This is a genomic window from Nocardia sp. XZ_19_385, assembly GCF_015355755.1.
In the GTDB taxonomy this organism is placed as follows: Bacteria; Actinomycetota; Actinomycetes; order Mycobacteriales; family Mycobacteriaceae; genus Nocardia.
The window spans coordinates 109,778-132,021 of the sequence record NZ_JACVEE010000002.1 but is presented as its reverse complement, the minus strand read 5'-3'; the positions used below and the strand labels follow the sequence as shown (position 1 = coordinate 132,021).

Genomic DNA, 22,244 nt, shown 5'->3' with positions numbered 1-22,244 from the left:
GAATCGTGTCAGAGCGTCGAACCCAGATCCTCGAAGCCGCGGTCCGCGTCATCGCCCAGGACGGCGTGCGCGGGCTGCGCGTCGAAAAACTCGCCGCCGCCGCGGGCGTGTCCACGGCGTTGATCTATTACCACTTCAAGGACCGCTCCGGCGTCCTCTATGCCGCGCTCGAGCACATCAACCATCGTGCCCAGAACTACACCGAGCCCGCCGGCAGCGACCCGCGCGCCCGCCTCGAAGCCATGCTGTTGCTCGAACTCCAGAACGGCGAGCACGTCCGCGAAACCAGCATCGCCTGGGGCGAACTCCGCGCCAGCGCCGTCTTCAACCCGGACCTGCGCACACCCCTCCGAACCACTACCGACTCCTGGAACGCCGACATCGAAACCCTCATCCGCGCGGCCCAGGCTGGCGGCGCCTGTGCTTCTGACCGTGATCCGGCGGCCGGAGCGGAACGCCTCACCACTCTCGTCGAAGGCCTCAGCGAACGCTGGCACAGCGGATCTCTGAACCTCGACCGCGCCCGCCAGCTCCTCATCGGTGCCGTCGAGCTGGAGCTCGGCTAACTTCAGTTATTCCTTGGCTAATTACTGCTTCTGCGGCAAGGTGGGTAAGGGAGCTCGGCCTGGCCAGTACTTCGACTGTTTCGGAAGAGGAGTCATATGTACTACAGCAGCGGGAATTATGAAGCTTTTGCGCGACCGCGGAAACCCGAGGGGGTTGCGGACAAGACGGCGTGGTTTGTCGGGGCGGGGCTGGCGTCGATGTCGGGGGCGGCGTTCCTCATCCGGGACGGGCGGATGGCCGGGGAGAAGATCACGATCTTCGAAGAGCTGAAGCTGCCGGGTGGGGCGCTCGATGGGATCAAGGAGCCGGAGAAGGGGTTCGTGATCCGGGGTGGGCGCGAGATGGAGAACCATTTCGAATGCCTGTGGGATCTGTTCCGCTCGATTCCGTCGATGGAGATCGAGGACGCGAGTGTGCTCGACGAGTTCTATTGGCTGAACAAGGACGACCCCAACTCCTCGCTGCAGCGCGCCACCGTGAAGCAGGGCGAGGACGCGCACACCGATGGGCTGTTCACGCTCGGCGATCGCGGGCAGAAGGACGTGGTCAAGGTCTTCCTCGCTACCCGGGAGGAGATGGAGAACAAGCGGATCGACGAGGTGTTCTCGAAAGAGTTCCTGGAGAGCAACTTCTGGATGTATTGGCGCACCATGTTCGCCTTCGAGGAATGGCACAGCGCGCTGGAGATGAAGCTGTACCTGCATCGCTTCATCCATCACATCGGCGGCCTGCCGGACTTCTCGGCGCTGAAGTTCACCAAATACAACCAGTACGAGTCGCTGGTGCTGCCGTTGTATCGGTGGCTGCTCGACGAGGGCGTTACCTTCAAATTCGATACGACGGTGACCGACGTCGACTTCGACCTCGGCTCCGATAAGAAGCAGGCCACGCGGCTGCACTGGGTCTCCGAAGGCGTCGAGGGCGGCGTCGATCTGGGCCCGGACGACCTGCTGTTCATGACCATCGGCTCGCTGACCGAGAATTCCGACGAGGGCGACCATCACACCCCGGCGAAGCTGGATGAAGGTCCCGCGCCCGCCTGGGACCTATGGCGGCGAATCGCCCCCAAGGACAAGGCTTTCGGGCATCCGGACGTTTTCGCGGGCGATATCTCCAAAACCAAGTGGGAGTCGGCGACCGTCACCACCCTCGACGAACGCATTCCGCGCTACATCCAGAAGATCTGCAAGCGAGATCCGTTCAGCGGCAAGGTCGTCACCGGTGGCATCGTCACCGTGCGGGACTCCAAATGGCTGATGAGCTGGACCGTCAACCGGCAGCCACATTTCAAGCAGCAGCCCAAGGACCAGATCGTGGTGTGGGTCTATTCGCTGTTCGTCGACGTTCCCGGCGACTACGTGAAGAAGACCATGCAGGAGTGCACGGGCGAGGAAATCACCCAGGAATGGCTGTACCACCTGGGAGTTCCGGTCGAAGACATTGCGGAGCTCGCCGCGGACGCGGCCAAATGCGTGCCGTGCATGATGCCGTACGTGACCGCGTTCTTCATGCCCCGCCAGGCAGGTGACCGGCCCGACGTGGTGCCGGAGGGTGCGACGAACTTCGCCTTCATCGGCCAGTTCTCCGAAACCACCCGCGACTGTATTTTCACCACCGAATACTCCGTCCGCACCGGCATGGAGGCGGCCTACCAACTCCTCGGCATCGAACGCGGCGTCCCCGAGGTCTTCAACTCGACCTATGACGTCCGGAAACTGCTGGCGGCGACCAGCAAACTGCGCGACGGAAAGGAAGTTCACCTGCCCGGACCGGCGCTGGTGCGCAAGAAGCTGCTCGCGAAGCTCGACTCCACGGAAATCGGCGAAATGCTGAAGGAGTACGACCTGATCGCAGACGAATAACTTCTCCCGAATCGGGTCCGCGCCGGTGATCTTCAGGCGCATGCTGAGGGCAGGTGGCGGCGCAATAAGCCCGCCGGTGCGGCACTCGAGGAGTCTGTCGTGAACGGTTTCGCGCAGGTAGCGGCACTGATCGGTGCGATCGCATACATCGCGGCCGCGCCCCTGGAGATGTTCTTCTACGACCGCCCGATAGTCCGGCGGTTCTTACACGTGGACACCGAGAATCTCGCCGACGTACGGATGTGGGCCTTCGTGGTCGGCTTCCGCAACATGCTCGGCGGCCTCGGCACAATCCTCGGCCTGATCATCCTGCACAACGGCGACGAGCTGGTCGGCCGAACCGTCGTCCTCACGGGCTGCTGGTACATGCTGCTCGCCAGCCTCGCCATGGGCATAGCCGATCTACTCGGCTTCTGGCGCCCGCGCGGCGGCAGCCTGCTCGGCACGATCGGCTCGAGCCTGCCGCCCCTCGTAGCGATCGTCGTAGCCACCTGGGCGGGTTAGTCACCCGTGCCGTAATTGGCCCCAGACAAGTCGCGCATCGTCGGCGCGGGCGCCGAGCGTTAACCAGGCAGGATGCCGTGGGTCGTCCAATACTGCTGCCGCAGTGAAGTGTTCGCAACCAGGCCGCGCGCCGAGTTGTTCGAGGATCCGGTCGGGATCATCGATCAGGGACACCAGGAACGCGATATCGCTCAGGTGGCGTGATTCGATACCGGGGCGCGGCGTTGGGTGGTCGATCAAATACGCCTTGACTTTGCAGTGCAGCGCGCGTGCGAGTTCGGGCAGATACAAAACGGATGATCTTGTGCCATAGCGGATTTCGACGGCAACCCGATGCGATAGGGCTTTGGTTCCGCCCGGCACCTCGAGCGTTCGTCCCGGCGGGGTAGTCGTGAGGTCGGCTCGGCGACCGAGGTTGTCCGGCGCCAGCAGGTCGACCAATGTGCCGTCGTCGCGACGGTACCGGTGAGCCAACCCGTCAGGGCTCATGCCGTCAACTCGATAGCCCAGCCGCTCGAGAGCGGTCACGGCCTTGCGCAGGGCGCTGACCTGGGCTCTCAGGTCCATCAGCACGTCGATATCTTGGGTGACCCGGGGTGGTTGTTGTCCCGCTACAGCGCCGTGCATCCACACCATCATCCCGCCGATCACGGTGTAGGGCTGCGGGAGGTTGTCGGCAAGGTCCAGTAGTGCCGGCCACAATTGGGCGTCCCGGTTGTCGGCCAGCGGCGGTAGCGTGACATGACCGATCAACGGAACTTGCGCCTGGCGAACCATCAGATTCCCCCTAGTAGGTCCTGCTGAGTAGGTCGTGCGCTGCTCGGGTCTGCCTTTCGTCTCCGCTATCCAGCAGGTCCGCCGCCACCACTGCGCGGGGTGCGACTTGTTCCCGCTCAAAAATATCGATGCAAATTCGTGGTACCCGCAACAACACATTGGGTTTGTCGGTGTCGAGCATGATTCGGCGAGTGTGGACCAGCTCATCGAAAAGTGCTGGCGGTAGGTAAAACTCGGATTCGAGTTCGGTCGGCAGTAGCGCCGGACCGTACGCCGATATCGCGGAGATGCCGCTCGAAACGACGCCGGCACGGTCGCGGAGCTTGGCCAGCTGAGGTGTCAGCATACGGCCGACGTGCAAATCAGCTCTTTGCGCCAACAGCCGCGGCCAATCTTCGGCACGATGCCGGGCAAGGTATTTGCGCGCACGTGTCTTCTCCGCGGCGCTCACCCAGCCTGGGTCTCGGGCGCTGGCCATCCACAGCACTGCCCATGCCATGCGTGGAGACAGGGGGCGGCCAGGCTGTGGACGGAGGACGTGAGCGCGGTGGCGTACAGAGGCGGAATCCACCAGCGCCTCGCGGCCGACCTTTACGGCGCGTAATTTACCGCCGCGGATGAGTTCGCGGACCTGCTCGGTGGACACGCCGAGTGCGCTCGCCGCCTGTGCGGTCGTCTGATAGCGGTCAAGCGCGGTCAACTGAATCACCTCCTTTGCCAGCAGTTATATACACAATACCCGATGTTGTGTGGGCTATTGTTGCAGACGCCATCGGCTGGCCGCCGTTCAGCCTTGGGCGGGTTAGAGGCCGGGGATGGTGGTGAAGACGGCGCTGGCGCTGTCTTGGCGGAGGTAGACGTCGGGGGGCTGGGGGCCGTAGGGGGCGATGCCGGAGTCGGGGAGGTAGTTGTAGTCGATCAGGGTGAGGTCGAGGGGGCCGGCGGGGGCGGTCAGTTCTACGTCGAGGCCTTCGGGTGGGGGTGCGTAGAACTGGATGCCCTTGTTCGGGACGGGGGTTACGTCGCGGCCTGCTACGCGCAGGGAGTGGAGGGTGGTGGTGTAGCGCAGGGCGAGGCTGGGGGCGGCGCGGTGGGAACGGAGGCGTAGCCGGATGGTGCGTTTGTCGGAAGCGGTGGTGTCGGAGAGGATTTCGGCGGTGGGGGCGGGGAGCGCCTGGGTGGGTGCCGGGCCGCTCGCGACCGCGTCGGACCAGAGGGTGGAGTATCGGGGTTCGGGGGTGGTGTTGTCGACGAAGGTGTCGGTCCAGCGATCGGGGGCGACCCGTGAGATCCATTGCGCGTGGTTGCGGTCGGCGTCCAGGGCGTAGATGAGCTGGGAAGTCAGCGGGTGCTGGTCGTCGGAGCGGTCGACGGCCAAGCCCGCCGCGGTGAGTGCGGCGGCGAGGAGCACCGCGGTGGCGGGGACGGTCCAGCCGCGCCGGGGCGGCCAGGTGTGGGTGAGGGTCAGGGTGAGCAGGCTGCCGAGCAGGATGATCGTGGGCGCGGTGAGGAACGGGGCCGCGGCGATACCGGTTTGCAGCGCCGCCCAGAGGCCGCCGAGGAATATGGCCGTCGGTAGCAGCAACAGCGAGAGCGCGGGCAGACGCCATCGGTCCCGAATGCCGAACGTAGCCGAAACACCCAGGGCGGCAGCGACGGTCGGCACCACCAACACTTGGGCGGCGGCCGGGGCAACCAGGGTGAACAGCGCCGCGAGCACGCTCAGGCAGCACAGCAGACCGGCCGCGGTGCCGGTGGAACCGAACCAGCGCCGGGACAGCGCGAACCAGGCGGCCAGGACCGCGGCCGACAGCACGATGACCGCCGCGTAAAAGAACTCGGGCCGATACGGGTCGACGAACAGCGGCTGATACTCGGGTTCGATGGTCTTCACGAGTTCCCAATGTCCGTACACGGCCGCCATGGCGATCGGGACCGACACGAGCAACAGTGCCGCGGAACCGAATACGCGCTTGAGGCTGGTCTCCCCGGCACGCCGGACCCGCCAGATCACCCACCCGGTCGCCACTACGCTCACCACGGCGAGCGCGATGATCACCCAGATCGGCAGCACCACCAGCGTCCCGAAGGGCAGGGCGAAGTAGGCGGGATTGTCGTCGTCGGTCGCGGCGGCGAGATCGCGGTCGCCGAGGTCGCGAGTCAGGGCGAGGGTGTTGTCACCCATCTGCTGCAGCGTCCCCAACGGAACATGGGCCGGATCGTCGAGCGGGTTGTGGTAGTAGGCGCTGTGGCCGGCGTAGGCGAAGTCCAGCACCTGCGCTCCGGCCGGTTCGAAGGACGCGAAATCGGTGTTGCTGGAGGTCTGTTCACCGGCCAGCGCCGTGGACAGCGAGTCGGCGTTCGGGCGCGGGGCGGCGGCGACCGCGCGGATCAGGGCTCCGTCGGGCCGGGTGGACCGCCACATGAACACCGGGCCCCCGGCGCCGCGCGCCTCGTGATTGATGATCACGTCGCCGCGCAGATCCGGATTCGCGGCGACGAACGCTTCAGCGCCGAGCATGCCGGTTTCCTCGGCGTCGGTCAGCAGGGCGACCACGTCGTTGCGCAGCGTGGCCCCGCTTGCCCGCAGCGCGCGCAGGGTTTCCAGCACCGCGGCCACGCCGACACCGTCGTCGTTCGCGCCCGGACTGGAGGGGACCGAATCATAGTGCGCCGCAAGGTAGATCGTCCCGGTCGAGTTCGTGCCGGGCAGCCGGGCGACGATGTTGTCCGTCCGCCCCATCCCGACGACATCGCGCGCGAGCGCACCCGGGTAGCGGCCGATGCCGGACTGAATCTCGGTCTGCAGCCCCAGTTCTCGCAGCTGCGCGACGAGATGATCACGCACCCGGTCGTGTTCGGCGGTGCCGACGGGATGTGGCCGCTGCGCGATGGCCTCGACTAACCGGAAGGCCCGCCCCGCGCTGAACACCTCGGCGGGCGCCGACTCGGGTTCATGACCGTGCGGCTGTTGCTCCCACGCGGTGGCGGCTGTCACCGCCAGCAGGAACACGAACGCCAGGAAACCGGAAAGTCCTTGTCCTATCCGCACTCTCCCAGCGTAACTCGATCTCAGCGCAGGGCGAGGGCGATGAACTGGGTGACTTGCTTGTCGTTGAAATTGTCGTCGCTGACCAGCAGCAGCGTGCGTTCCCCGGAGGGCAGGCGCGGGCCCCAGGTGATGCCCTCGATGTTGTCGACGGTGCTGAGGCCGAGCTCGCTCAGGTCGGCGAGCAGACGTTTGGCGACGGGCCGGGCGTTGGTCAGCGGCGCGTTCAGAACGTTGGTGGCGGCGCCGAGATCGGCCTCGTAGATCCGGATCCGGTTACCTGCGCCTTCGACGAAACTACGTTCCACAACAAGGTATTTCGCCGGATCCAGGGGATCGACGGCGAGGATGGCGGTGATCCCGTTGCTGCCCGTACCTTCGGTGAACACCGGGTCCAGCGGATAGGCGTACTGGGCGAGCAGCTGGCCGGTGCGAGCCTGCACGGTGATCCGGGTCGTGGCCCCGGTCGTCGCGGCGGGCATCGGGCCATCCTGCATCAGCGGAGCCTCGAGCGCGGTCACGAACAGCGTGCCACCTGCGGCGAAGGTCGCGGCTTCCAGCGCGCCGTTGCGTTGCGGACCCGAATCCGGCCGCATCCGTTCGTTGTCCGGGATCGGGAGTTCGGAGTCGAAGGCGCCGTCGGGCCGCGTCACCCGCACCGACGGATCCAGCAGCACGCCCGCCGCCCGCTCACCCTCCTGCGTCCAGAAGTAGTTGCCGGTCCAGGGGTCTACCCGGATTTCCTCCGGATCGACCGTGTTCTGCGGATACGGTGCGCCGTCCGCCCCACACAGCGGCCGGGTCCCGGTGAACTCGATCGGCCCGACCCCGTTGCCGTCCACCGCGATTCGCGCGGTGTAGAACCGTGCGGATTGCAGCGCCGAGCGGTCGTCGCTGATCAGCACATATTCTCCGGCCTGCGGCAGGGCATCGATGCCGGAGAGCCCGCCGACGGTCGTCCCGCGAAAGTCGAAGGCGAACGGGACGACCCGCTCCCCGAGTAGTCGAACCGGGGGCGCGGCGGTCGCCGACGGCGCGAGGGCCGCGGTGAGCGCGCACGCGAGGATCAGCAGCAAGGGTCCACGACTTCGCATGCGCGCCAAACTAACCGGGCAATCGGACCGGGACGTGAACGCCGGGCAAACCGAGCTAGTGCGTCGTCTCCCGCTTGGGCAGCTTCCAGCCCGCGCGCGGGAAGTGGCAGGTGTAGCCGTTGGGGTAGCGCTCCAGGTAATCCTGGTGCTCCGCTTCGGCCTGCCAGAACGCGCCCGCCGGGGTCACCTCGGTGACGACCTTGCCGGGCCACAGGCCGGAGGCGTCGACGTCGGCGATGGTGTCCAGCGCCACCCGCTTCTGCTCGTCATCGAGATAGAAGATGGCGGAGCGGTAGCTGCTGCCGATGTCGTTGCCCTGCCGATCCTTGGTGGTCGGATCGTGGATCTGGAACAGGAACTCCAGCAGCGCCCGGTAGTCGGTCTGCGCGGGGTCGTAGACGATCTCCACGGCTTCCGCGTGACCGGGGTGGTTGCGGTAGGTGGGGTGGTCGTTCTGCCCGCCGGTGTAGCCGACCCGGGTCGAGAGCACCCCGGGCTGCCTGCGGATCAAGTCCTGCATGCCCCAGAAGCAGCCGCCGGCCAGGATCGCTTTGCGCGTGTCGGTCACGCTTCCTCCTCGGTGAAGTGAGTCCGGTACTCCCCATACAACCAGCAGCGGTACCCGGTTAGTTCCGGCCCTGGTCGAGGCCGGTCCGGTAGCTTGCGATGGTGAGCATCGAACACGACACGATCGTCGGCGAGGTACGCGTCCTGCACGAGGACCTGGCCCGCTGGTTGGGCGCGGCGGACGCGCCCGACGCACTGGCGGCTTTCACCGGCCAGCTGCACCCGGACTTCTCCATGGTCGGCCTCGACGGTGCGGTGGTGCCGCTCGCGCCGCTGGCCGCCGGACTGCGGGGCGCGGGCAATTCGACGCCCGGCCTGACCATCGACATCACCGACATCGACGTGCTGCACCGGTCGGCGGACTGCGCGGTGGTGCGTTTCCGCGAGGTGCACCACCGGCCCGAGGGTCCGGCCGCACGCGTCACCACCGCGCTGCTGCTGCCCGATCCGCAGGCGCGCAACGGCCTGCGCTGGCGCACCGTGCACGAGACCGCCACGACCGGCTGAATCCTCCGGCAATCGGTGTCGTGATTGACGATTCGGGCCTGGCCAGTGAGTATGAACCATGGGCAACTACGCGGTGTACAGCTGGCGAACAGCCGGATGTGTTCGGGCGCAGGTGGTTTGACGCGTGCGTGACGAATCCGATGTGGCGCAGGCCCAAGTCTTCTACGACCTGCTCAGCGCGGAGGCCGCGACACTGACCGCGGCCCTCGCGGCCGACCTGACCCGGCGCGGGTTGCCCCGATCGAGCACCGAATCGCATCTGCTGCGCCGGGAACTGCGTGAGGTGCAGCGCTGCCTGGAGCAACTCCGCGACCGGTATCCCGAGGTGCGCGGGCGCTGAGGACTTACTGATCGCCTTGGGGGAGATGGACTTTCGCTTCCTCGTACCCACCGGTCGCGGCGCTGGTGGCCGGGCCGTACACCGTGTGGATGACGCCGGTCTCGAAAGTCTGGGCCGACAGCAGCCGCAGCGGAACCGAGCCGCCGTCGTCGAACAGGCGCTGCCCGGTGCCGACGACGATGGGGTGCACGAGCAGGTGCAATTCGTCGAGCAGTCCGGCGGCGAGGAGCTGCCGGACGATCGACGGCGAGCCGCTCATCGCGATGTCGGTGGCGCCCGGCTGCTGCTTGAGTGCGGTGACGGCCTCGATCAGGTCGCCCTGCAACTGCTCGGAGTTGCGCCAGGTGAATTCCAGCCGCCGGTGCGACACGACGATCTTGCGAGCGTCGCCCAGCGCCTTGGCCATGACGGCGTCCTCTTCACCTGCGGCTTCGCGGTCCGGCCAGGCGCCGGCGAAACTGTCGTAGGTTTCCCGGCCGAGCAGCACGGTGTCGGCCGCGCCGAGCTGCTGGCCCACCGCGGCGCCCATCTCGTCGTTGAAGTAGGGGAAGTGCCAGTTCTGCGGCTCGGCGATAACGCCGTCGAGCGAGATGAACAGGCCTGCGGTGATCTTTCTCATGGACTTCTCCTGTGTTCGTCTGAGCCGCCGCGGGGGTTCCTGGCAGCGGATTCAGTGATGCAGACGACGCACCGCCGCCGAATTAATCGGCGGCGGTGTGAGGGTCACCGGACCCGGTGGAACAGGCGGCCCGCCAGGTCGACGCCCACCACCGCGCCCTGCTCGTCGCGGCTGAAGAAACCGCGGTGGCCGGCGAACGCGCCGCTGGTGATGATGTAGTCGTCGCCGTCGCCGGGGAGCAGACCGAACTCGAAGGGGGCGTGATCGGCGGGGAGTTCCTCTGAGGTGGCGCGGATCTCCGGCTTGATGAGCACCTCGAGGGTCAAAGAGGTGCCGTCCGTGGTGATGTCGAAGGTCATGGCGTCGCTTTCGTAGTGGCCCGCCACCTCCGCCGCGCGCCCGGCGTCGAACGGCAGCGGCTCGGGGTCGCGGTCGAGCAGGCCGAGGTAGTGCTCCAGCGCCCAGCGCACGATGGCCTGGTTCGCCGGGATGCCGTCCGGGCCCGCGTTGGCCATGACGATGATCGCGAAGTCGCGGTCGGGCACGATCAGCAGTTCGCTGAACTGGCCGATGCTGGAACCGCCGTGCCCGATGGTCGCCACGCTGTCGATCTCGCGCAGGAACCAGCAGGTGCCGAAGGCGTCGCCGAGCGAACTGCCGCGCAACTCGACGGTCGGCTGCCGCATCCGGTGCAGCACCTCTTCCGGCAGCACCGGTGCGCCGTCGCCGAGATGGAAACGGGCCCAGCGCAATTGGTCGGCCACCGTGGACGCCACACCGCCGCCTGCATTGTTGGCGCGGGTCGGCTTCCACGGCCGCGCGATGCTCAGTTCGCCGTCCGCGCCGATGTCGTGGCCCACGGCGAAGCGGCGGGTCATCGCCTCGCGTTCGGTGAAGACGGTGTTGGTCAGGCCCAGGGGCTCCAGGATGATCGAGGCGACTGCCTGCTCGTAGGTCTGGCCGGTCACCTTCTCGATGACCCGGCCCAGCACATTGAAGCCCGCCTGGCTGTAGGACGCGCGGTCACCGGGTGCGCCGATCATCGGCAGTTCGGCCAGCGTCGCCACGAACTTCGCCAGCGCGTCGTCGCCCTCGCCGGTGTCGTTGATGATGCTCCAGTCCATGCCGGAGGTGTGATTGAGCAACTGCGCCACGGTGATTCGGGCGGCGGCGTCGGAGTCGGAGAGCACGAACTCGGGCACATATCGGCGCACCGGCGCGTCCAGCTCGATCTTGCCGTCGGCGACCAGGCGCATGATGACGGTCGCGGTCAGCGGTTTGGTCACCGAGCCCAGCTGGAACAGGGTGTTCGCGTCCACCGGCAACGGGTTCTCGACGCTGGTCACGCCGTGGTAGCCGAAGTGCTCCTGGCCATCGGCCCACACTCCGATCGCGATACCGGGAATCCCGAACTTGGTGGCGGTGGCTGCTGCGATCTCGTGTAATGCGTTGACAGTCATGATGTTTCCTCCGGCGTGTCCGTGGGCGGTTCGCCCTGTGGACACCACGGTGCCGGGGTGCGCTGACAGTCCACCGACAGCGCGCTGACAACCCTGTTTCGGCTGCTCGGGAGCGGGTTTACACCCAGCCGCGGCGATTGCCCGGCATCGCGGTGTTGCCCTGCGGGTCCGGGACCACCCCGAGGGTCTGGTGCAGCCCGAGGCCGCCGTCCTCGAAACCCAGAGCGGAGGCGGCCATATAGAGCCGCCAGATTCGGGCGCGGCCCGGGCCGACCATGGAAACGGCGCGGTCCCAGTCCTTTTCGAGATTGGCGACCCAGTGGCGCAGAGTCAGGGCGTAGTGCTCCCGCAAGGATTCGACATCGCGGACCTCGAAACCGGCACGCTCCATGGCCAAGACGACTTCGCCGACGTCGAGGAGCTCGCCGTCCGGGAAGACGTAGCGGCCGATGAAGGAACGGTTCTGCATGCGGGAGCCGCCGATGGAGGAGATGGCGTGGTTGAGCAGGCGGCCCTCGGGACGCAGCAGGGCGCGCAGGGTGTCGAAGTATTCGCCGGTGCGCTTGGTGCCGACGTGCTCGAACATGCCGATCGAGGAGATGGCGTCGAACTCCTCGCCGCGCAGGTCGCGGTAGTCCGACAGGCGGATTTCGACGCGGTCCTCCAGCCCCGCCTCGATGACGCGCTTGCGAGCGAGTTCGGCTTGCTCGTTGCTGATCGTGACGCCGACGACCTGCGCGCCATAGGACGACGCGGCGTGCATCGCCATCGAACCCCAGCCGCAACCGACGTCGAGCAGCCGTGTCCCGGCGCGCAGGCCCAGCTTGCGGCAGATCAGGTCGTGCTTCGCGCGCTGGGCGCTTTCGAGGGAAACCGCGGGGTTCGCGGGGTCGGCACCGGTATCGCCGGGACCGACGAACCGCGCGCACGAGTAGGTCATGCTCGCGCCGAGCACGAGACGGTAGAAGTCGTTGCCCACGTCGTAGTGGTGACTGATCGCGGCCGCGTCCCGCCGTTTGGTGTGCAGCCCGCCGCGCAGCGGACGCACCTCCTCCGGCGGCGGCTTCGGATGGTGGGTGAGCGCGCCGAGCTTTCCGGCCGCGCCGACCGCGCGCACGGCAGCGTCCCAGCCCAGGTCGGCGTCGTTGGGGGCGGACTGCTGCAGGGTGCGCAGCACCGTGAACACGTCGCCTTCGAACTCGAGTTCGCCCGAGACATAGGCCCGGGCGAGGCCGAGTTCGCCTGGCGCCCACACCAGATGGCTCAGCGCGTCCTTGGATCGGATGCGCATGGTGCCGCGGGTTTCGCTGCCGGGGACGAGGGTGCTGCCGTCCCAGAATTCGAAGCGGATCGGCGGCTGGTCGCCCAGCGCGGTCCGGAGCAGCGGTGCGAGTGTCGTGGCGACGGTGGCTTTCTGGCCCATATCTCCACTATGGCCCGTGACCTGCGTACAGGTGGGCAACGACGCGGGGTCAGGCGATCCGCAGGCCCTTGTCGAGATCGCCGTCGAGCAGAGCCGCGCCGAGCGTGGTCAGCTGGTGGCGCATGGCATTGCGCTGGCGGTGACTCTCGATCAGCCCGGCCTCGCGCAGGATCGAGGCGTGCTCACTCGCGGTGGCGGGGGTGACGCCGAGCTGACGGGCCAGTTCGGTGGTGCTGCACCCCTCCGCGATCGCCTGCAGCGCCGCGGCGCGGGTGCGGCCGAGCAGGGAGTTCAAGGCATCGTTGGGTGCGCGCGGGCCCCAGGCCGCCGCGAAGTCCGCGATGTCGCGGATGGCGGGCACGATCAGCGTCATCGGTGCCGTCTCATCGACCGCCGAGTGCAGCATGACCGGCTCCGGCCACACGAACAGCGCCGGCACCAGCACCAGCCCGCGCCCGCCGAGGTGGCGCTCCTGACAGTTGGCCCGGGTGGCGACCTCGAGCACCGGTGCGCGCCAGCGGGCGTACGGGGCGAGGGTGGCGAACAAGCCTTCGACGCCGTCGGTGGCCATGGTGCGCGCCATCCGGTCCGCGGCCACGTCGAGATAGGACTGCACATGGGTCCAGCGGTCGGCGAAGGCGACCGAGTGGAAGGACTGGATGGCGGTCGCGACCTCGCCCAGCGTGCGGTTGTCGCGATCCGGCAGATGCGCCGCCCAGCCCGGCAATTGCGTGGTTCGTGGCCACCATTCGCTGGTGGCCACGCACGCGACCTCGCGGCGTAGCTCCTCGCGGGACGCCAGGTGCAGCGCGGTGATGCCTTCGGACATGGTCCGCGCGCCGCGGGTCGGGGTGATCAGGTCGAGGAAACAGCCGTCGGCCGGCACGAGATCGGCCAGCACACCGAAGTTCTCGGGCACGGCGGTGACCACCTCGGAGCGCCAGCCGTCGAAGAGCGGTGTGCGACCGCGCTGCAACGTCCGGGTGGCCAGCAGCGTCTCGCCGAGCGCGCCCAGCGGCGCACCGATGCGGACCCGCAGCAGATCGTCGGGCGTGAAGTGCAGCCGCTTCATCCGTTGCCTCGCAATCTCTCCCCGGTCACGCTACGCCCGATCACCGACGTCCGCGGCCCGGCGCCGGATTGAACGGATCCAGCTCGAACAGCATCTCCGGCACCGACTGCGGCTCGTGCTCGACCGGCGCGACCCGCCGGAACCGCACGCCCCGCAGCCACTCCCGCCCGCGCCGCCACACATCGGCACCGTCCAACAGCACCAGCGGGGCCATCCCGTCGGCACGCACAGCTGCCTGGTTCATCATTTTCAGCCTCCTGGTTAGCTTCCGATGAGCAGCGTATGAACCAGGGGGCACCTAGCGCACCACCATTAGGCCATGGCCTAAACAGCCAAGATCAGGGTCTTCCCGGAGGCGCGGCACGGCCCCGGCTTGCGACGATCGGCGCTGTGAAACTTCCAGGGCTGCTCTTGTTCTCCGCGCCGCTGTGCATCGCCGGCTACGGCGTCATCCGGCTCGCGGGGCGCGCCGACGGGCATTACGGCCCCGGCCCGGACTGGCAGGCCGCCCACCTCTTCGGTCTGCTCGGCATGGTGCTGTTCATTCCGGTGGTCCTGAACCTGAGCCGGGAACTCCCGCCGAGCCGCTGGCGCGACGGGACCGTGGGACTGACCCTGATCGGCTTGGGCGCCACCATCGTTCAGTTCACCGCGGACATCTCCTTCGCGGCGCTGGCCGAGAACAAGGCCGACATGTCGCGCCTGAGCAACCAGTTCTCCGATATTCCCGGCGTCCGCCCGCTCTTCTATACCGTCCTTCCGCAGCTGTTCTTCCTGGGACTGGTCGTGCTCACGGTACTGCTGGCCCGGCGCAAGCTGCTGCCCTGGTGGAGCCCGCCGCTGCTGCTGGCGGGCATCCTCCTCTCGGCGTTCAGTCTGGACTTTCTCCCACTGACCGGCGCGGCCATCCTGGTGGCATTGCTGCCGATGGCCGAGCCGAATGTGCTGGGGCGGGTGGGATTACGCGCCGACCGCTGAGCCGAACCAGTACTCCAGCGCATCGCGCATCGTCGCCGCGGCGGTGTCGGCGGACTCGCCGATCGTCGCGGCCCAGGCGATGTGGCCGTCCGGGCGGATCAGCAGGCCATCGGCGGGCTGATCGTCGGCCTTGGCCGCGTGGATGTCGATGCGAGGCGCCCACTCCTGGGCGATCGCACGGAGCTCCGGGCGATCGGCGAGATCGAGGAAGACGGGCCGACCGGCGTGCATGAATTCGGCGACACTCGTCGTGCCCTGCTCGGTGTGCAGCGTGAGATCGGGGGCGAAGGCACCGGTCAGCGCGTTGCGATCAGACCCCGGCATCGGGTAGCGAATGTCGGAGTGGCCGACCAGGGCGCCCATCCGGCGCAGCGCCGGCTCGTCTTGCAGCAGTTCCTGGATGACCTGCCGAAGTGCCTCGTCGGCCTCGTCCCGGCCGCGTCGCAGCGCCACCTGGGCCCGGGTCTGCAGCCGGGCGCGCGCCCCGGCGAAGTGGCGTTCGTCGTGGTAGGTGTCCACCAGGCCGGCCGGCGCCCAGCCCTGCACGTCGGCGGCCAGCTTCCACGCGAGGTTGACCGAGTCGAGCATGCCGACGTTGAGCGCGGTGCCGGTGGCGGGGAGCAGGTGCGCGGCGTCGCCGGCCAGCAGGATGCGTCCCGCGCGGTAGCTTTCAGCCTGCCGATCCTTGAAGGTGAAGCGCGACAGTCGCTTCGGATCCGCCATCGGCAGGTCCACGCCGAGCACCCGGCGCACGCTGGCGCTGAGCTCGGCCAGGGTCAACGGCTCCTCGTCGTCGTATTCGGTGGTTTCGTTCTCGGTGGTCATCAGGCTGGTGACCCCGGACGCGGGGTCGGTCGCGAACGCGAACACACCGGTGTCCAGCCGGGTGAAGCCCGCATGGACCACGCCCAGCCCGGGCACGTCGATGTCACCGTTGTCGAGCAACCGCACCGGCGCCGGCAGCGTGACCTGCGCGAGCCGGTTGACCTCCGGATAGGTGGTGCCGGGGAACTCGATTCCGGCCAGCTCGCGGATGCGGCTGCGGCCGCCGTCGCAACCCGCCAGGTAGCGGGCAGTCACCTCGTACGTGCCGTCCGGTCCGCGCACTTCCGCGGTCACCGTGTCGTCGTCCTGGCGGACACCGAGGACCTCGTGGCCGCGGCGGATCTCGGCGCCCAGGTCGCGAGAGTGCGCGTCGAGTAGTCGCTCGATTTCCCACTGCGCGATCGGCATCGCGTGCATCGGGGAATCGGTCAGCTGGGTGAGGTCCAGTTGCAGCGTGCCGAACGGGAACCGCGGCGCGATGTGCGGATCGCTGCTGAGTTCCTCGAACCGGCCCAGCAGCCCGCGGAAGCGCAGGTGATCCAGGATCCGCCCGCCGATGCCGCTGGCCTTCTGAGTCTCCCGCGGCACCAGGTGCTTCTCCAGCACCAGCGGCCGCACCCCGGCCAGGCTCAGCTCTGCGGCCAAGGTCAGTCCGGCCGGACCAGCACCCACGATGATCACGTCGATATCCGTCACTCGTTAACTCCCAACTCGCAGGTTCTGGCTTAGGCGGGCAATTCTGCGGCACGACCGGGGTCTTGCCGCAAGCCCCCAGGTGCGCTATACCTTTAGAAGGGGAAACGATCGCGGCTCCGCGATCTCGCAAACTTCAAGCCTCGGTAGTGCCGGGGATTCCGTCTTCCACGATGTAGCTCGCGCGCGTCTGTATCGGCGCGCCCGGTCGGGTGACGAAGGGGACCACGCGGAAGTCGGTGCGGCACAAAGATTTCTCCAGCGTCAGGTGCAGATAGCCGCGCTGGGCGTTGAAGAACTTCAGGTCCGGGTTGGCGGCGAGCAGCCGGCGACCGTGCTCGGTCATGTCGGCGCCATTGCCGTTGGTGGTGATCGACGAGCCGGTGAATTCGGCTCCGACCACCGGGGATTCGGGGTGGTCGAAATCACTGCGGAGGTTGCCCGCGCAATGCTCGTGCTTGTCGCCGGTCAGGACGACGAGATTGCCGACGTGCCGCTCGGCGGCCGCGCCGAGCACGGTGTTGCGGTCGGCGACGTAGCCGTCCCAGGCGTCGGTGGAGACCCGGACCTCGGGGCCGGGATCGGTGTCGACCTCGCTCATGGCCACCTGATTCCCCAAAATCTGCCAGCGTGCGGGCGATTCGGTGAATCCGTCGATCAGCCACTCGCGCTGCGCCGCCCCGAGAATGGTGCGGTCGGTATCGAAACGCTCATCGCAGCCGATGACCGGGTTCTGGCTGCAGGGGATCTGGGAGCGGTACTGGCGGGTGTCGAGCATGGTGACGTCGGCGAGGTCGCCGAAACGGTAGCGGCGGTGCAGGCGCATATCCGGGCCCGATGGGATCTGTGCCAGGCGCAGCGGCTGATGCTCGTACATGGCCTGGAAAGCGTCCGCCCGGCGACGCTGGAAAAGCGTTGGGAGCAAAGCGATGTCGAAGCCGAGGCCGGGATTGTCGCCCGCCCAGTTGTTGTCGATCTCGTGATCGTCCATGGTGACCAGCCAGGGAAATGCGGCATGCGCGGCTTGTAGCGGCAGCTCGGCCTTGGCCTGGGCGTAGCGCAAGCGGTAGCCGCGCAGGTCGACGGCTTCCCCGCGCGAAAACGTCTGCGGTGCGGCGCCTTCCCGCCGGTGATTCCACGCGCGCTCGTAGATGTAGTCGCCCAGATGCAGCACCAGGTCGACGTCCTCGCGACTCAGATGCTCATAGGCGGTGTAGTACCCCGACGCCCAGGACTGGCAGGACGCGACCGCCAAACGTATTCGCGCCGTGGCGGTTCCGGCGGCCGGAGCGGTGCGGGTGCGCCCGATCGGCGAGATCGCCGAGCCCGCTCGAAAGCGATAGAAGTACCAGCGATCCGGTTCCAGCCCGCGGACTTCCGGATGCACGCTGTGCCCGAGGTCACGGGTCGCGACCGCGGCGCCGCGGGTGACGACCTGCCGGAAGTCCTCGTCGTGCGCGACCTCGTACTCCACGGTCACCGGATGTCGCGGCATCCCGCCGAGCCCGTCCGGCGCGAGCGGATCCGGGGCCAGCCGCGTCCACAGCACCACCCCGTCGGGCAGCGGATCCCCGGAGGCCACGCCGAGTGCGAACGGATACGTTCCGCGCCAGCGCGGCGCCGGGAACAGCCCACTACTGGCGGTCGCCGCACCGGCCAGACCGGCGATGCCGAACGCCAGCAGTGCGCGCCGTGACAAGGACATACATCAGGGTACGTTCGGCAGCCCTGGGTAAGCTGACGGCTCACTATCAACCTCGGGAAAGAGATCATGGCGCAGTTCGAGAACGTCAGTGTGGCCAAGAAGGCCAATGTGTACTTCGACGGAAAGTGCGTCAGCCACGCCCTGACCCTGGCCGACGGCACCAGCAAGTCGGTCGGCGTCATCCTGCCCGCCACCCTGACCTTCACCACCGGCGCGCCGGAGATCATGGAGCTCATCGAGGGCGAGTGCAAGGTGACCCTGGCGGGCGAAACCGAGCCGGTCACCTACCGCGGCGGCGAGTCCTTCAAGGTGCCGGGCGACAGCTCCTTCCAGATCGAGGTCCTCGACACCGTCCACTACGTCTGCCACTTCGGCTAGGCCGCACACCGGCCCGGGCAGGTTTAACCTCCGCCGATCGCGGCATGCTCGAAGAGTCTTCTCCGCAATCGGAAGGGAGCTGCTCATGTCGGGTCGGCTGGAGGGCGTCCGGGTACTGATCGTCACCTCGAACACCGGGGTGGAACGCGATGAGCTGGTGGTGCCGCTCGGGCAGCTGCGGGCGCTGGGCGCTCAGGTGATCCACGCGGCGCCGAAGAACGAGGGCGTGCAGACGTTCCGGCACGATGTGCACCCCGATGACGTGTTGCAGCCCGATACCTCCCTCGATGACGTGCGGGCCGAGAATTTCGAGGTGCTGCTGGTGCCCGGCGGGACCGTGAACGCGGACAAGCTGCGGCTCGAGGACCGGGCGGTGGCGCTGGCCAAGGGCTTCGCCGAAGCGGGCAAGCCGATCGCGGCGATCTGCCACGGGCCCTGGCTGCTGGTGGAGGCGGGACTGGTGGCGGGGAAGACGTTGACCTCGTATCAGTCCGTGCGCACCGACATCACCAATGCCGGGGGCAAGTGGGTGGACGAGTCGGTGGTGCGTTCGCCGGAGGACGGTTGGACGCTCATCACCTCCCGCAACCCCGGTGACCTGGGTGATTTCCTGGAGGGGATCTCCGAAGAAGCGGAGTCGAAGAAGTAGGGTTCGAGGCCCGGTCCGGAATCCGGGCCTCTCTCCTGGCGGTCAGCCGACTTTCGTGGAGAGCGTCACGGCCTTGCCGACCAGCTCCGCGTTGTCGACAGCATGGGCGTTGAACCGGCCGACGCTGGCGCGAGACACCGTGTGCAGCACCGGCTTCGCGGCATCCGACGGCATACCGTCGTGCGGTTCATCGGTGAGATTGACCGGTCGCACCAGCACCCAGTCCAGTCCGCTCGACCGCACCAGCGCTTCCTGGCGCTCGGTGTCGTCGATCTGCGGCGCCAGAATCAACTTGTAGAACAGGCGATTGGTGCGGGTCAGCCCGGGCTTGGACTCGCCGACGCCGAATGCGGTCTGCACCACCAGTTTCCGCACGCCATGGTTGCGCATGGCCTCGATGACGTTGCCGGTGCCCTGCGACCGCACGTCCTTCGGGGTGTGACTCGGCCCGAGAAGCCGTACCCGCATGGGATTTTCGCTGATGCCGAGGATCACGACCACCGCGTCGTGATCGGCGACGGCGCGATCGAGATCGGCCGGTTTCATGGCATCGCCGATCGCGTAGCTCAGTCGCGGCTGTTTCGTGCCGCCCGGGCTACGGGTGAACGCGGTGACCTCATGGCCGGCGGACAGCAGATGGTCGACGGTGGCGCGGCCGGATCCACCGGTCGCACCGACTACCAAAACCTTCATCAGGGAGCTCCTCGGAGTTGAGAGTGATTGCCTGACATCCAGTGTTGGTCCTGAAAACTGGACGCACCATGGCTGTTCGTCGGCATTTCATGCCCGATCGTCCGGGCTCATGGACGTTCGCTATCCCCGGCTCACATACTGGGAGCATGCAAGTCGAACCGGTATGGCGGTCTGCGGATTCGCTGGGGCAAGCCCTGCACCTGCTGCGGATGAGCGGTGTCTTCTACGGGCGCTCGGATTTCACCGAGCCCTGGGGAGTGGCCCTGCCGGTCTGGCCGGAATGCGTGATGTTCCATTTCGTGGCCGAGGGCACCTGCTGGCTGGAGGTGGAACCCGCTGGCGGCCAATGGCTTTCCGCCGGTGACCTGGCTCTGGTCCCGCACGGCGCGGGCCACCTGCTGGCCAGCGCACCGGGCGTGCACGGGACCGCATTGGACGCGTTGCCAAGGGAATTGGTGAGTGAGCGCTACGAGATCCTGCGCCACGGCGGTGGTGGCACACCCGCGACGGTGATCTGCGGTGCGGTGCGTTTCGACGATCCGGCCGCCCGGCATCTGCTCGAGCTGCTACCCGAGGTGATCCGCGTCCGCCGCACCGACTCACCGCAGGGCGCGTGGATCGACGCGACCCTGAGATTCATTGCGGCAGAGGCGAAACAGCTTCGCCCCGGCGGCGAGACGGTGATCACCCGGCTTGCCGACATCCTGGTCATCCAGGCCATCCGCTCCTGGATCGAGGAGGATCCGGCCGCCCGAACCGGCTGGCTCGGCGCGCTACAGGATCCGCGCATCGGCCCGGCCATCGCGATGATCCACCGCGACCCGGCCCGCGCCTGGACGCTGTCGGCGCTGGCATCGGAGGCGGCGATGTCCCGCTCGGCCTTCGCCGCCCGCTTCACCGAACTCGTCGGCGAACCCGCCATGCAGTACCTGACCCGCTGGCGCATGCACGTCGCGCAAACCAGCCTGGAACGCGAGGACATCGGGCTCGGCGAACTCGCACACCGCCTCGGCTACCAGTCCGAGGCGGCCTTCAGCCGCGCCTTCAAACGGGTGGTCGGATGCTCCCCGGGCGCGGTGCGCCGCAACCCTATCGGGTCCCGTGCTGCAGCCCCAATAGCGCGTTGAGCACCTGCGATCCGCTGTCGAGCATGGCGGCGAAGATGTCCTGCGGCAGGATTTTTCCGTTGCACCACAGCACGTTGCAGTTCGACGGCGCGTACGGTCCGGCACCGAACAGGATCGACAGCAGGTGCTCCGGGTCGGTCCAGAACGCCAGATCGTCCAGGCTGCCGAGCACCGGGCCGAAGCTGTCGGGATAGTTGTAGGGCGAGTCGAAGGGTGCGGCCGGAACATCGGTGACGGCCGCGGCGACCCGGCGGATGAATTCCTTGTTGTCCGGGTTGGATTCGGCCGCCAGCGAGGTCTGCACATTGTTCAGATCGATACCGCCGGGCACGCCTAGCCGCACGATCACGAGATCCCGGCTCGGAATCACCACGGTGAACTGACCGAGTGCGCCGACGAAGGCGTACAGGTCGCGAGGCGCGCCGGGGAACATCGGATGCTGGAAGGTCTTCGCGGTGGGCACCGTCGCCGTCTTGTACGAGTCACCGGCGTTGAGCCAGAACAGGAATCCGTAGCCGCCGTTGGCCTCGGTCGGCCGCACCGCCTGCTGGATATAACCGGGGTCGACCAATTGCCGCTCACCCCAACGGCCTTCGCGCAACATCAGCAGCCCGAAGCGGGCCAGATCGTCGGCGCGCATGGCCAAGCCGCCGTTGACGGCGGTGTGGCCGCTGCGATCCCGCAGCCAGACCCACTGGTCCCGGGCAATACCCAAGGGGGCCATGACTTCCCGCTGCACGAAGTCCTGGAAGTCCAGTCCGGTGGTGAGTTCGATGATGCGTGGCAGCAGCACCAGCACCGCCTGGCCGTACTGGAAGGTGCTGCCGGGTTCGAAGGCGAACGGTGTGTTCAGGGTCTGGGAGATCTCGTCGGTGGCGATGCCGGCGATATCTGCGGCCCAGCTGAACCGCAGTCCGGTGGTTTGATTCAGCACCTGCCGCACGGTCAGCGCCGCGTGCGCGGCGTCGGCCTGCGGGAAGAACTTGCCCAGCGGATCGTCGAGCCCGAAGTGGCCCAGGGTGATCGCGCGCCCGACCGCGACCGAGGTCACGCCCTTGGTCGCGCTGGCCAGCGGCACCGGCAGGTTGCCCGTACCGGTCCGGTCGCCGACCAAGCACCCGTGCCGGTACACCTGGATCGCGTAGGCGCCCTTGCTCGCACCGAACCCGATCGCGTCGTCCAGGGCGGCCGGATCGAAACCGGCGGACGCCGGATCCAGGCGCGAAACCGGCTGATCCGCAGCCGGAACGGCGCACGCCGCGGGGTCGGCGGCGCTGGGTACGGCGATCCCGGCAGTGATCAGCACCGCGCCGAGCGCAGCCGCCCCCGCGTGACGGAACTTCATCAGGGAGAAC

General features: G+C 67.6%; 23 protein-coding genes. 9 read left to right on the top strand and 14 right to left on the bottom strand.

All coding sequences use genetic code 11. From position 1 onward, the window contains the following. The first annotated feature begins 5 nt into the window (after window positions 1-5). From IBX22_RS13360 to IBX22_RS13350, 3 genes are all read left to right on the top strand, one after another. Window positions 6-566, top strand: a complete 561-nt coding sequence (locus IBX22_RS13360) for a TetR/AcrR family transcriptional regulator (protein ID WP_194815906.1) — start codon at window positions 6-8, stop codon at window positions 564-566. A gap of 96 nt (window positions 567-662) precedes the next feature. Beyond that, on the top strand, window positions 663-2,429 hold the full coding sequence (locus tag IBX22_RS13355; protein ID WP_194815905.1) for an oleate hydratase: 1,767 nt from the start codon (window positions 663-665) through the stop codon (window positions 2,427-2,429). 99 nt (window positions 2,430-2,528) lie between these two features. Further along, window positions 2,529-2,933, top strand: a complete 405-nt coding sequence (locus IBX22_RS13350; protein WP_194815904.1) for a DUF1304 family protein — start codon at window positions 2,529-2,531, stop codon at window positions 2,931-2,933. On the opposite strand, the gene IBX22_RS13345 is transcribed toward IBX22_RS13350, so the two are convergent. The 5 genes from IBX22_RS13345 to msrA all read right to left on the bottom strand — a co-directional run bounded on the left by IBX22_RS13345 (window position 2,934) and on the right by msrA (window position 8,421). Next, complete coding sequence (locus IBX22_RS13345) at window positions 2,934-3,710, bottom strand: hypothetical protein (protein WP_194815903.1); 777 nt, start codon at window positions 3,708-3,710, stop codon at window positions 2,934-2,936. A gap of 10 nt (window positions 3,711-3,720) precedes the next feature. After that, the gene (locus tag IBX22_RS13340; protein ID WP_194815902.1) at window positions 3,721-4,419 is read right to left on the bottom strand and encodes a helix-turn-helix domain-containing protein; all 699 of its coding nucleotides are present in this window, start codon (window positions 4,417-4,419) and stop codon (window positions 3,721-3,723) included. A gap of 93 nt (window positions 4,420-4,512) precedes the next feature. Beyond that, on the bottom strand, window positions 4,513-6,762 hold the full coding sequence (locus IBX22_RS38140) for a M20/M25/M40 family metallo-hydrolase (protein ID WP_194815901.1): 2,250 nt from the start codon (window positions 6,760-6,762) through the stop codon (window positions 4,513-4,515). A gap of 20 nt (window positions 6,763-6,782) precedes the next feature. Then, the gene (locus tag IBX22_RS13330) at window positions 6,783-7,853 is read right to left on the bottom strand and encodes an esterase-like activity of phytase family protein (protein WP_194815900.1); all 1,071 of its coding nucleotides are present in this window, start codon (window positions 7,851-7,853) and stop codon (window positions 6,783-6,785) included. A gap of 55 nt (window positions 7,854-7,908) precedes the next feature. After that, window positions 7,909-8,421 carry a peptide-methionine (S)-S-oxide reductase MsrA gene (gene msrA / locus IBX22_RS13325; RefSeq protein ID WP_194815899.1) on the bottom strand — a complete coding sequence of 171 codons (513 nt, stop codon included), beginning with the start codon at window positions 8,419-8,421 and terminating at the stop codon, window positions 7,909-7,911. 101 nt (window positions 8,422-8,522) lie between these two features. Here msrA and IBX22_RS13320 point away from each other — a divergent pair, with 101 nt between their 5' ends. Further along, window positions 8,523-8,927, top strand: coding sequence for a hypothetical protein (locus IBX22_RS13320; protein ID WP_194815898.1), 405 nt, complete (start codon window positions 8,523-8,525; stop codon window positions 8,925-8,927). 124 nt (window positions 8,928-9,051) lie between these two features. Continuing rightward, entirely contained in the window at window positions 9,052-9,267 is a 216-nt protein-coding gene (locus IBX22_RS13315; RefSeq protein WP_194815897.1) for a hypothetical protein, read from the top strand. Between the two features lie 4 nt (window positions 9,268-9,271). Here the strand turns inward: IBX22_RS13315 and IBX22_RS13310 are convergent, their stop codons facing one another. The 5 genes from IBX22_RS13310 to IBX22_RS13290 all read right to left on the bottom strand — a co-directional run bounded on the left by IBX22_RS13310 (window position 9,272) and on the right by IBX22_RS13290 (window position 14,088). After that, window positions 9,272-9,886, bottom strand: a complete 615-nt coding sequence (locus IBX22_RS13310; protein WP_194815896.1) for a dihydrofolate reductase family protein — start codon at window positions 9,884-9,886, stop codon at window positions 9,272-9,274. A gap of 104 nt (window positions 9,887-9,990) precedes the next feature. Continuing rightward, entirely contained in the window at window positions 9,991-11,346 is a 1,356-nt protein-coding gene (locus IBX22_RS13305) for a serine hydrolase (protein WP_194815895.1), read from the bottom strand. 118 nt (window positions 11,347-11,464) lie between these two features. Next, on the bottom strand, window positions 11,465-12,769 hold the full coding sequence (locus IBX22_RS13300; RefSeq protein ID WP_194815894.1) for a cyclopropane-fatty-acyl-phospholipid synthase family protein: 1,305 nt from the start codon (window positions 12,767-12,769) through the stop codon (window positions 11,465-11,467). Between the two features lie 49 nt (window positions 12,770-12,818). After that, window positions 12,819-13,841, bottom strand: coding sequence for a winged helix-turn-helix domain-containing protein (locus tag IBX22_RS13295; RefSeq protein WP_194815893.1), 1,023 nt, complete (start codon window positions 13,839-13,841; stop codon window positions 12,819-12,821). Window positions 13,842-13,881: 40 nt separating this feature from the next. Beyond that, window positions 13,882-14,088, bottom strand: coding sequence for a hypothetical protein (locus IBX22_RS13290; RefSeq protein ID WP_194815892.1), 207 nt, complete (start codon window positions 14,086-14,088; stop codon window positions 13,882-13,884). Window positions 14,089-14,231: 143 nt separating this feature from the next. Here IBX22_RS13290 and IBX22_RS13285 point away from each other — a divergent pair, with 143 nt between their 5' ends. After that, window positions 14,232-14,819, top strand: coding sequence for a hypothetical protein (locus tag IBX22_RS13285; protein WP_194815891.1), 588 nt, complete (start codon window positions 14,232-14,234; stop codon window positions 14,817-14,819). Here the strand turns inward: IBX22_RS13285 and IBX22_RS13280 are convergent. Further along, window positions 14,802-16,340, bottom strand: coding sequence for an FAD-dependent monooxygenase (locus IBX22_RS13280; RefSeq protein ID WP_194815890.1), 1,539 nt, complete (start codon window positions 16,338-16,340; stop codon window positions 14,802-14,804). The genes IBX22_RS13285 and IBX22_RS13280 overlap by 18 nt on opposite strands. A gap of 133 nt (window positions 16,341-16,473) precedes the next feature. Then, window positions 16,474-18,042: an alkaline phosphatase gene (locus tag IBX22_RS13275; RefSeq protein ID WP_194815889.1), complete on the bottom strand. Its 1,569-nt coding sequence runs from the start codon at window positions 18,040-18,042 to the stop codon at window positions 16,474-16,476. A 66-nt stretch (window positions 18,043-18,108) separates the two neighbouring features. Between IBX22_RS13275 and IBX22_RS13270 the strand changes: the two genes are divergently transcribed. Then, window positions 18,109-18,420 (top strand): pyrimidine/purine nucleoside phosphorylase, encoded by a 312-nt coding sequence (locus tag IBX22_RS13270; RefSeq protein ID WP_194815888.1) that lies wholly within the window; start codon window positions 18,109-18,111, stop codon window positions 18,418-18,420. 85 nt (window positions 18,421-18,505) lie between these two features. Beyond that, window positions 18,506-19,069 (top strand): type 1 glutamine amidotransferase domain-containing protein, encoded by a 564-nt coding sequence (locus IBX22_RS13265; protein ID WP_194815887.1) that lies wholly within the window; start codon window positions 18,506-18,508, stop codon window positions 19,067-19,069. Between the two features lie 42 nt (window positions 19,070-19,111). Here the strand turns inward: IBX22_RS13265 and IBX22_RS13260 are convergent, their stop codons facing one another. Then, complete coding sequence (locus tag IBX22_RS13260) at window positions 19,112-19,762, bottom strand: NAD(P)-dependent oxidoreductase (protein ID WP_194815886.1); 651 nt, start codon at window positions 19,760-19,762, stop codon at window positions 19,112-19,114. A 146-nt stretch (window positions 19,763-19,908) separates the two neighbouring features. Between IBX22_RS13260 and IBX22_RS13255 the strand changes: the two genes are divergently transcribed. After that, the gene (locus IBX22_RS13255) at window positions 19,909-20,889 is read left to right on the top strand and encodes an AraC family transcriptional regulator (RefSeq protein WP_194815885.1); all 981 of its coding nucleotides are present in this window, start codon (window positions 19,909-19,911) and stop codon (window positions 20,887-20,889) included. Here IBX22_RS13255 and IBX22_RS13250 read toward each other — a convergent pair. After that, window positions 20,852-22,234 carry a serine hydrolase gene (locus tag IBX22_RS13250; RefSeq protein WP_194815884.1) on the bottom strand — a complete coding sequence of 461 codons (1,383 nt, stop codon included), beginning with the start codon at window positions 22,232-22,234 and terminating at the stop codon, window positions 20,852-20,854. The two genes, IBX22_RS13255 and IBX22_RS13250, sit on opposite strands and share 38 nt — an antisense overlap. Between the last annotated feature and the right edge of the window lie 10 nt (window positions 22,235-22,244).

Excerpts from the sequence above, each read along its gene's own strand:
- IBX22_RS13355 (WP_194815905.1), top strand. The coding sequence starts at position 663 with ATGTACTACAGCAGCGGGAATTATGAAGCTTTTGCGCGACCGCGGAAA.
- IBX22_RS13345 (WP_194815903.1), bottom strand. The coding sequence starts at position 3,710 with ATGGTTCGCCAGGCGCAAGTTCCGTTGATCGGTCATGTCACGCTACCG.
- IBX22_RS13330 (WP_194815900.1), bottom strand. The coding sequence starts at position 7,853 with ATGCGAAGTCGTGGACCCTTGCTGCTGATCCTCGCGTGCGCGCTCACC.
- IBX22_RS13310 (WP_194815896.1), bottom strand. The coding sequence starts at position 9,886 with ATGAGAAAGATCACCGCAGGCCTGTTCATCTCGCTCGACGGCGTTATC.
- IBX22_RS13305 (WP_194815895.1), bottom strand. The coding sequence starts at position 11,346 with ATGACTGTCAACGCATTACACGAGATCGCAGCAGCCACCGCCACCAAG.
- IBX22_RS13300 (WP_194815894.1), bottom strand. The coding sequence starts at position 12,769 with ATGGGCCAGAAAGCCACCGTCGCCACGACACTCGCACCGCTGCTCCGG.
- IBX22_RS13295 (WP_194815893.1), bottom strand. The coding sequence starts at position 13,841 with ATGAAGCGGCTGCACTTCACGCCCGACGATCTGCTGCGGGTCCGCATC.
- IBX22_RS13290 (WP_194815892.1), bottom strand. The coding sequence starts at position 14,088 with ATGATGAACCAGGCAGCTGTGCGTGCCGACGGGATGGCCCCGCTGGTG.
- IBX22_RS13275 (WP_194815889.1), bottom strand. The coding sequence starts at position 18,042 with ATGTCCTTGTCACGGCGCGCACTGCTGGCGTTCGGCATCGCCGGTCTG.
- IBX22_RS13270 (WP_194815888.1), top strand. The coding sequence starts at position 18,109 with ATGGCGCAGTTCGAGAACGTCAGTGTGGCCAAGAAGGCCAATGTGTAC.
- IBX22_RS13265 (WP_194815887.1), top strand. The coding sequence starts at position 18,506 with ATGTCGGGTCGGCTGGAGGGCGTCCGGGTACTGATCGTCACCTCGAAC.
- IBX22_RS13260 (WP_194815886.1), bottom strand. The coding sequence starts at position 19,762 with ATGAAGGTTTTGGTAGTCGGTGCGACCGGTGGATCCGGCCGCGCCACC.
- IBX22_RS13255 (WP_194815885.1), top strand. The coding sequence starts at position 19,909 with ATGCAAGTCGAACCGGTATGGCGGTCTGCGGATTCGCTGGGGCAAGCC.
- IBX22_RS13250 (WP_194815884.1), bottom strand. The coding sequence starts at position 22,234 with ATGAAGTTCCGTCACGCGGGGGCGGCTGCGCTCGGCGCGGTGCTGATC.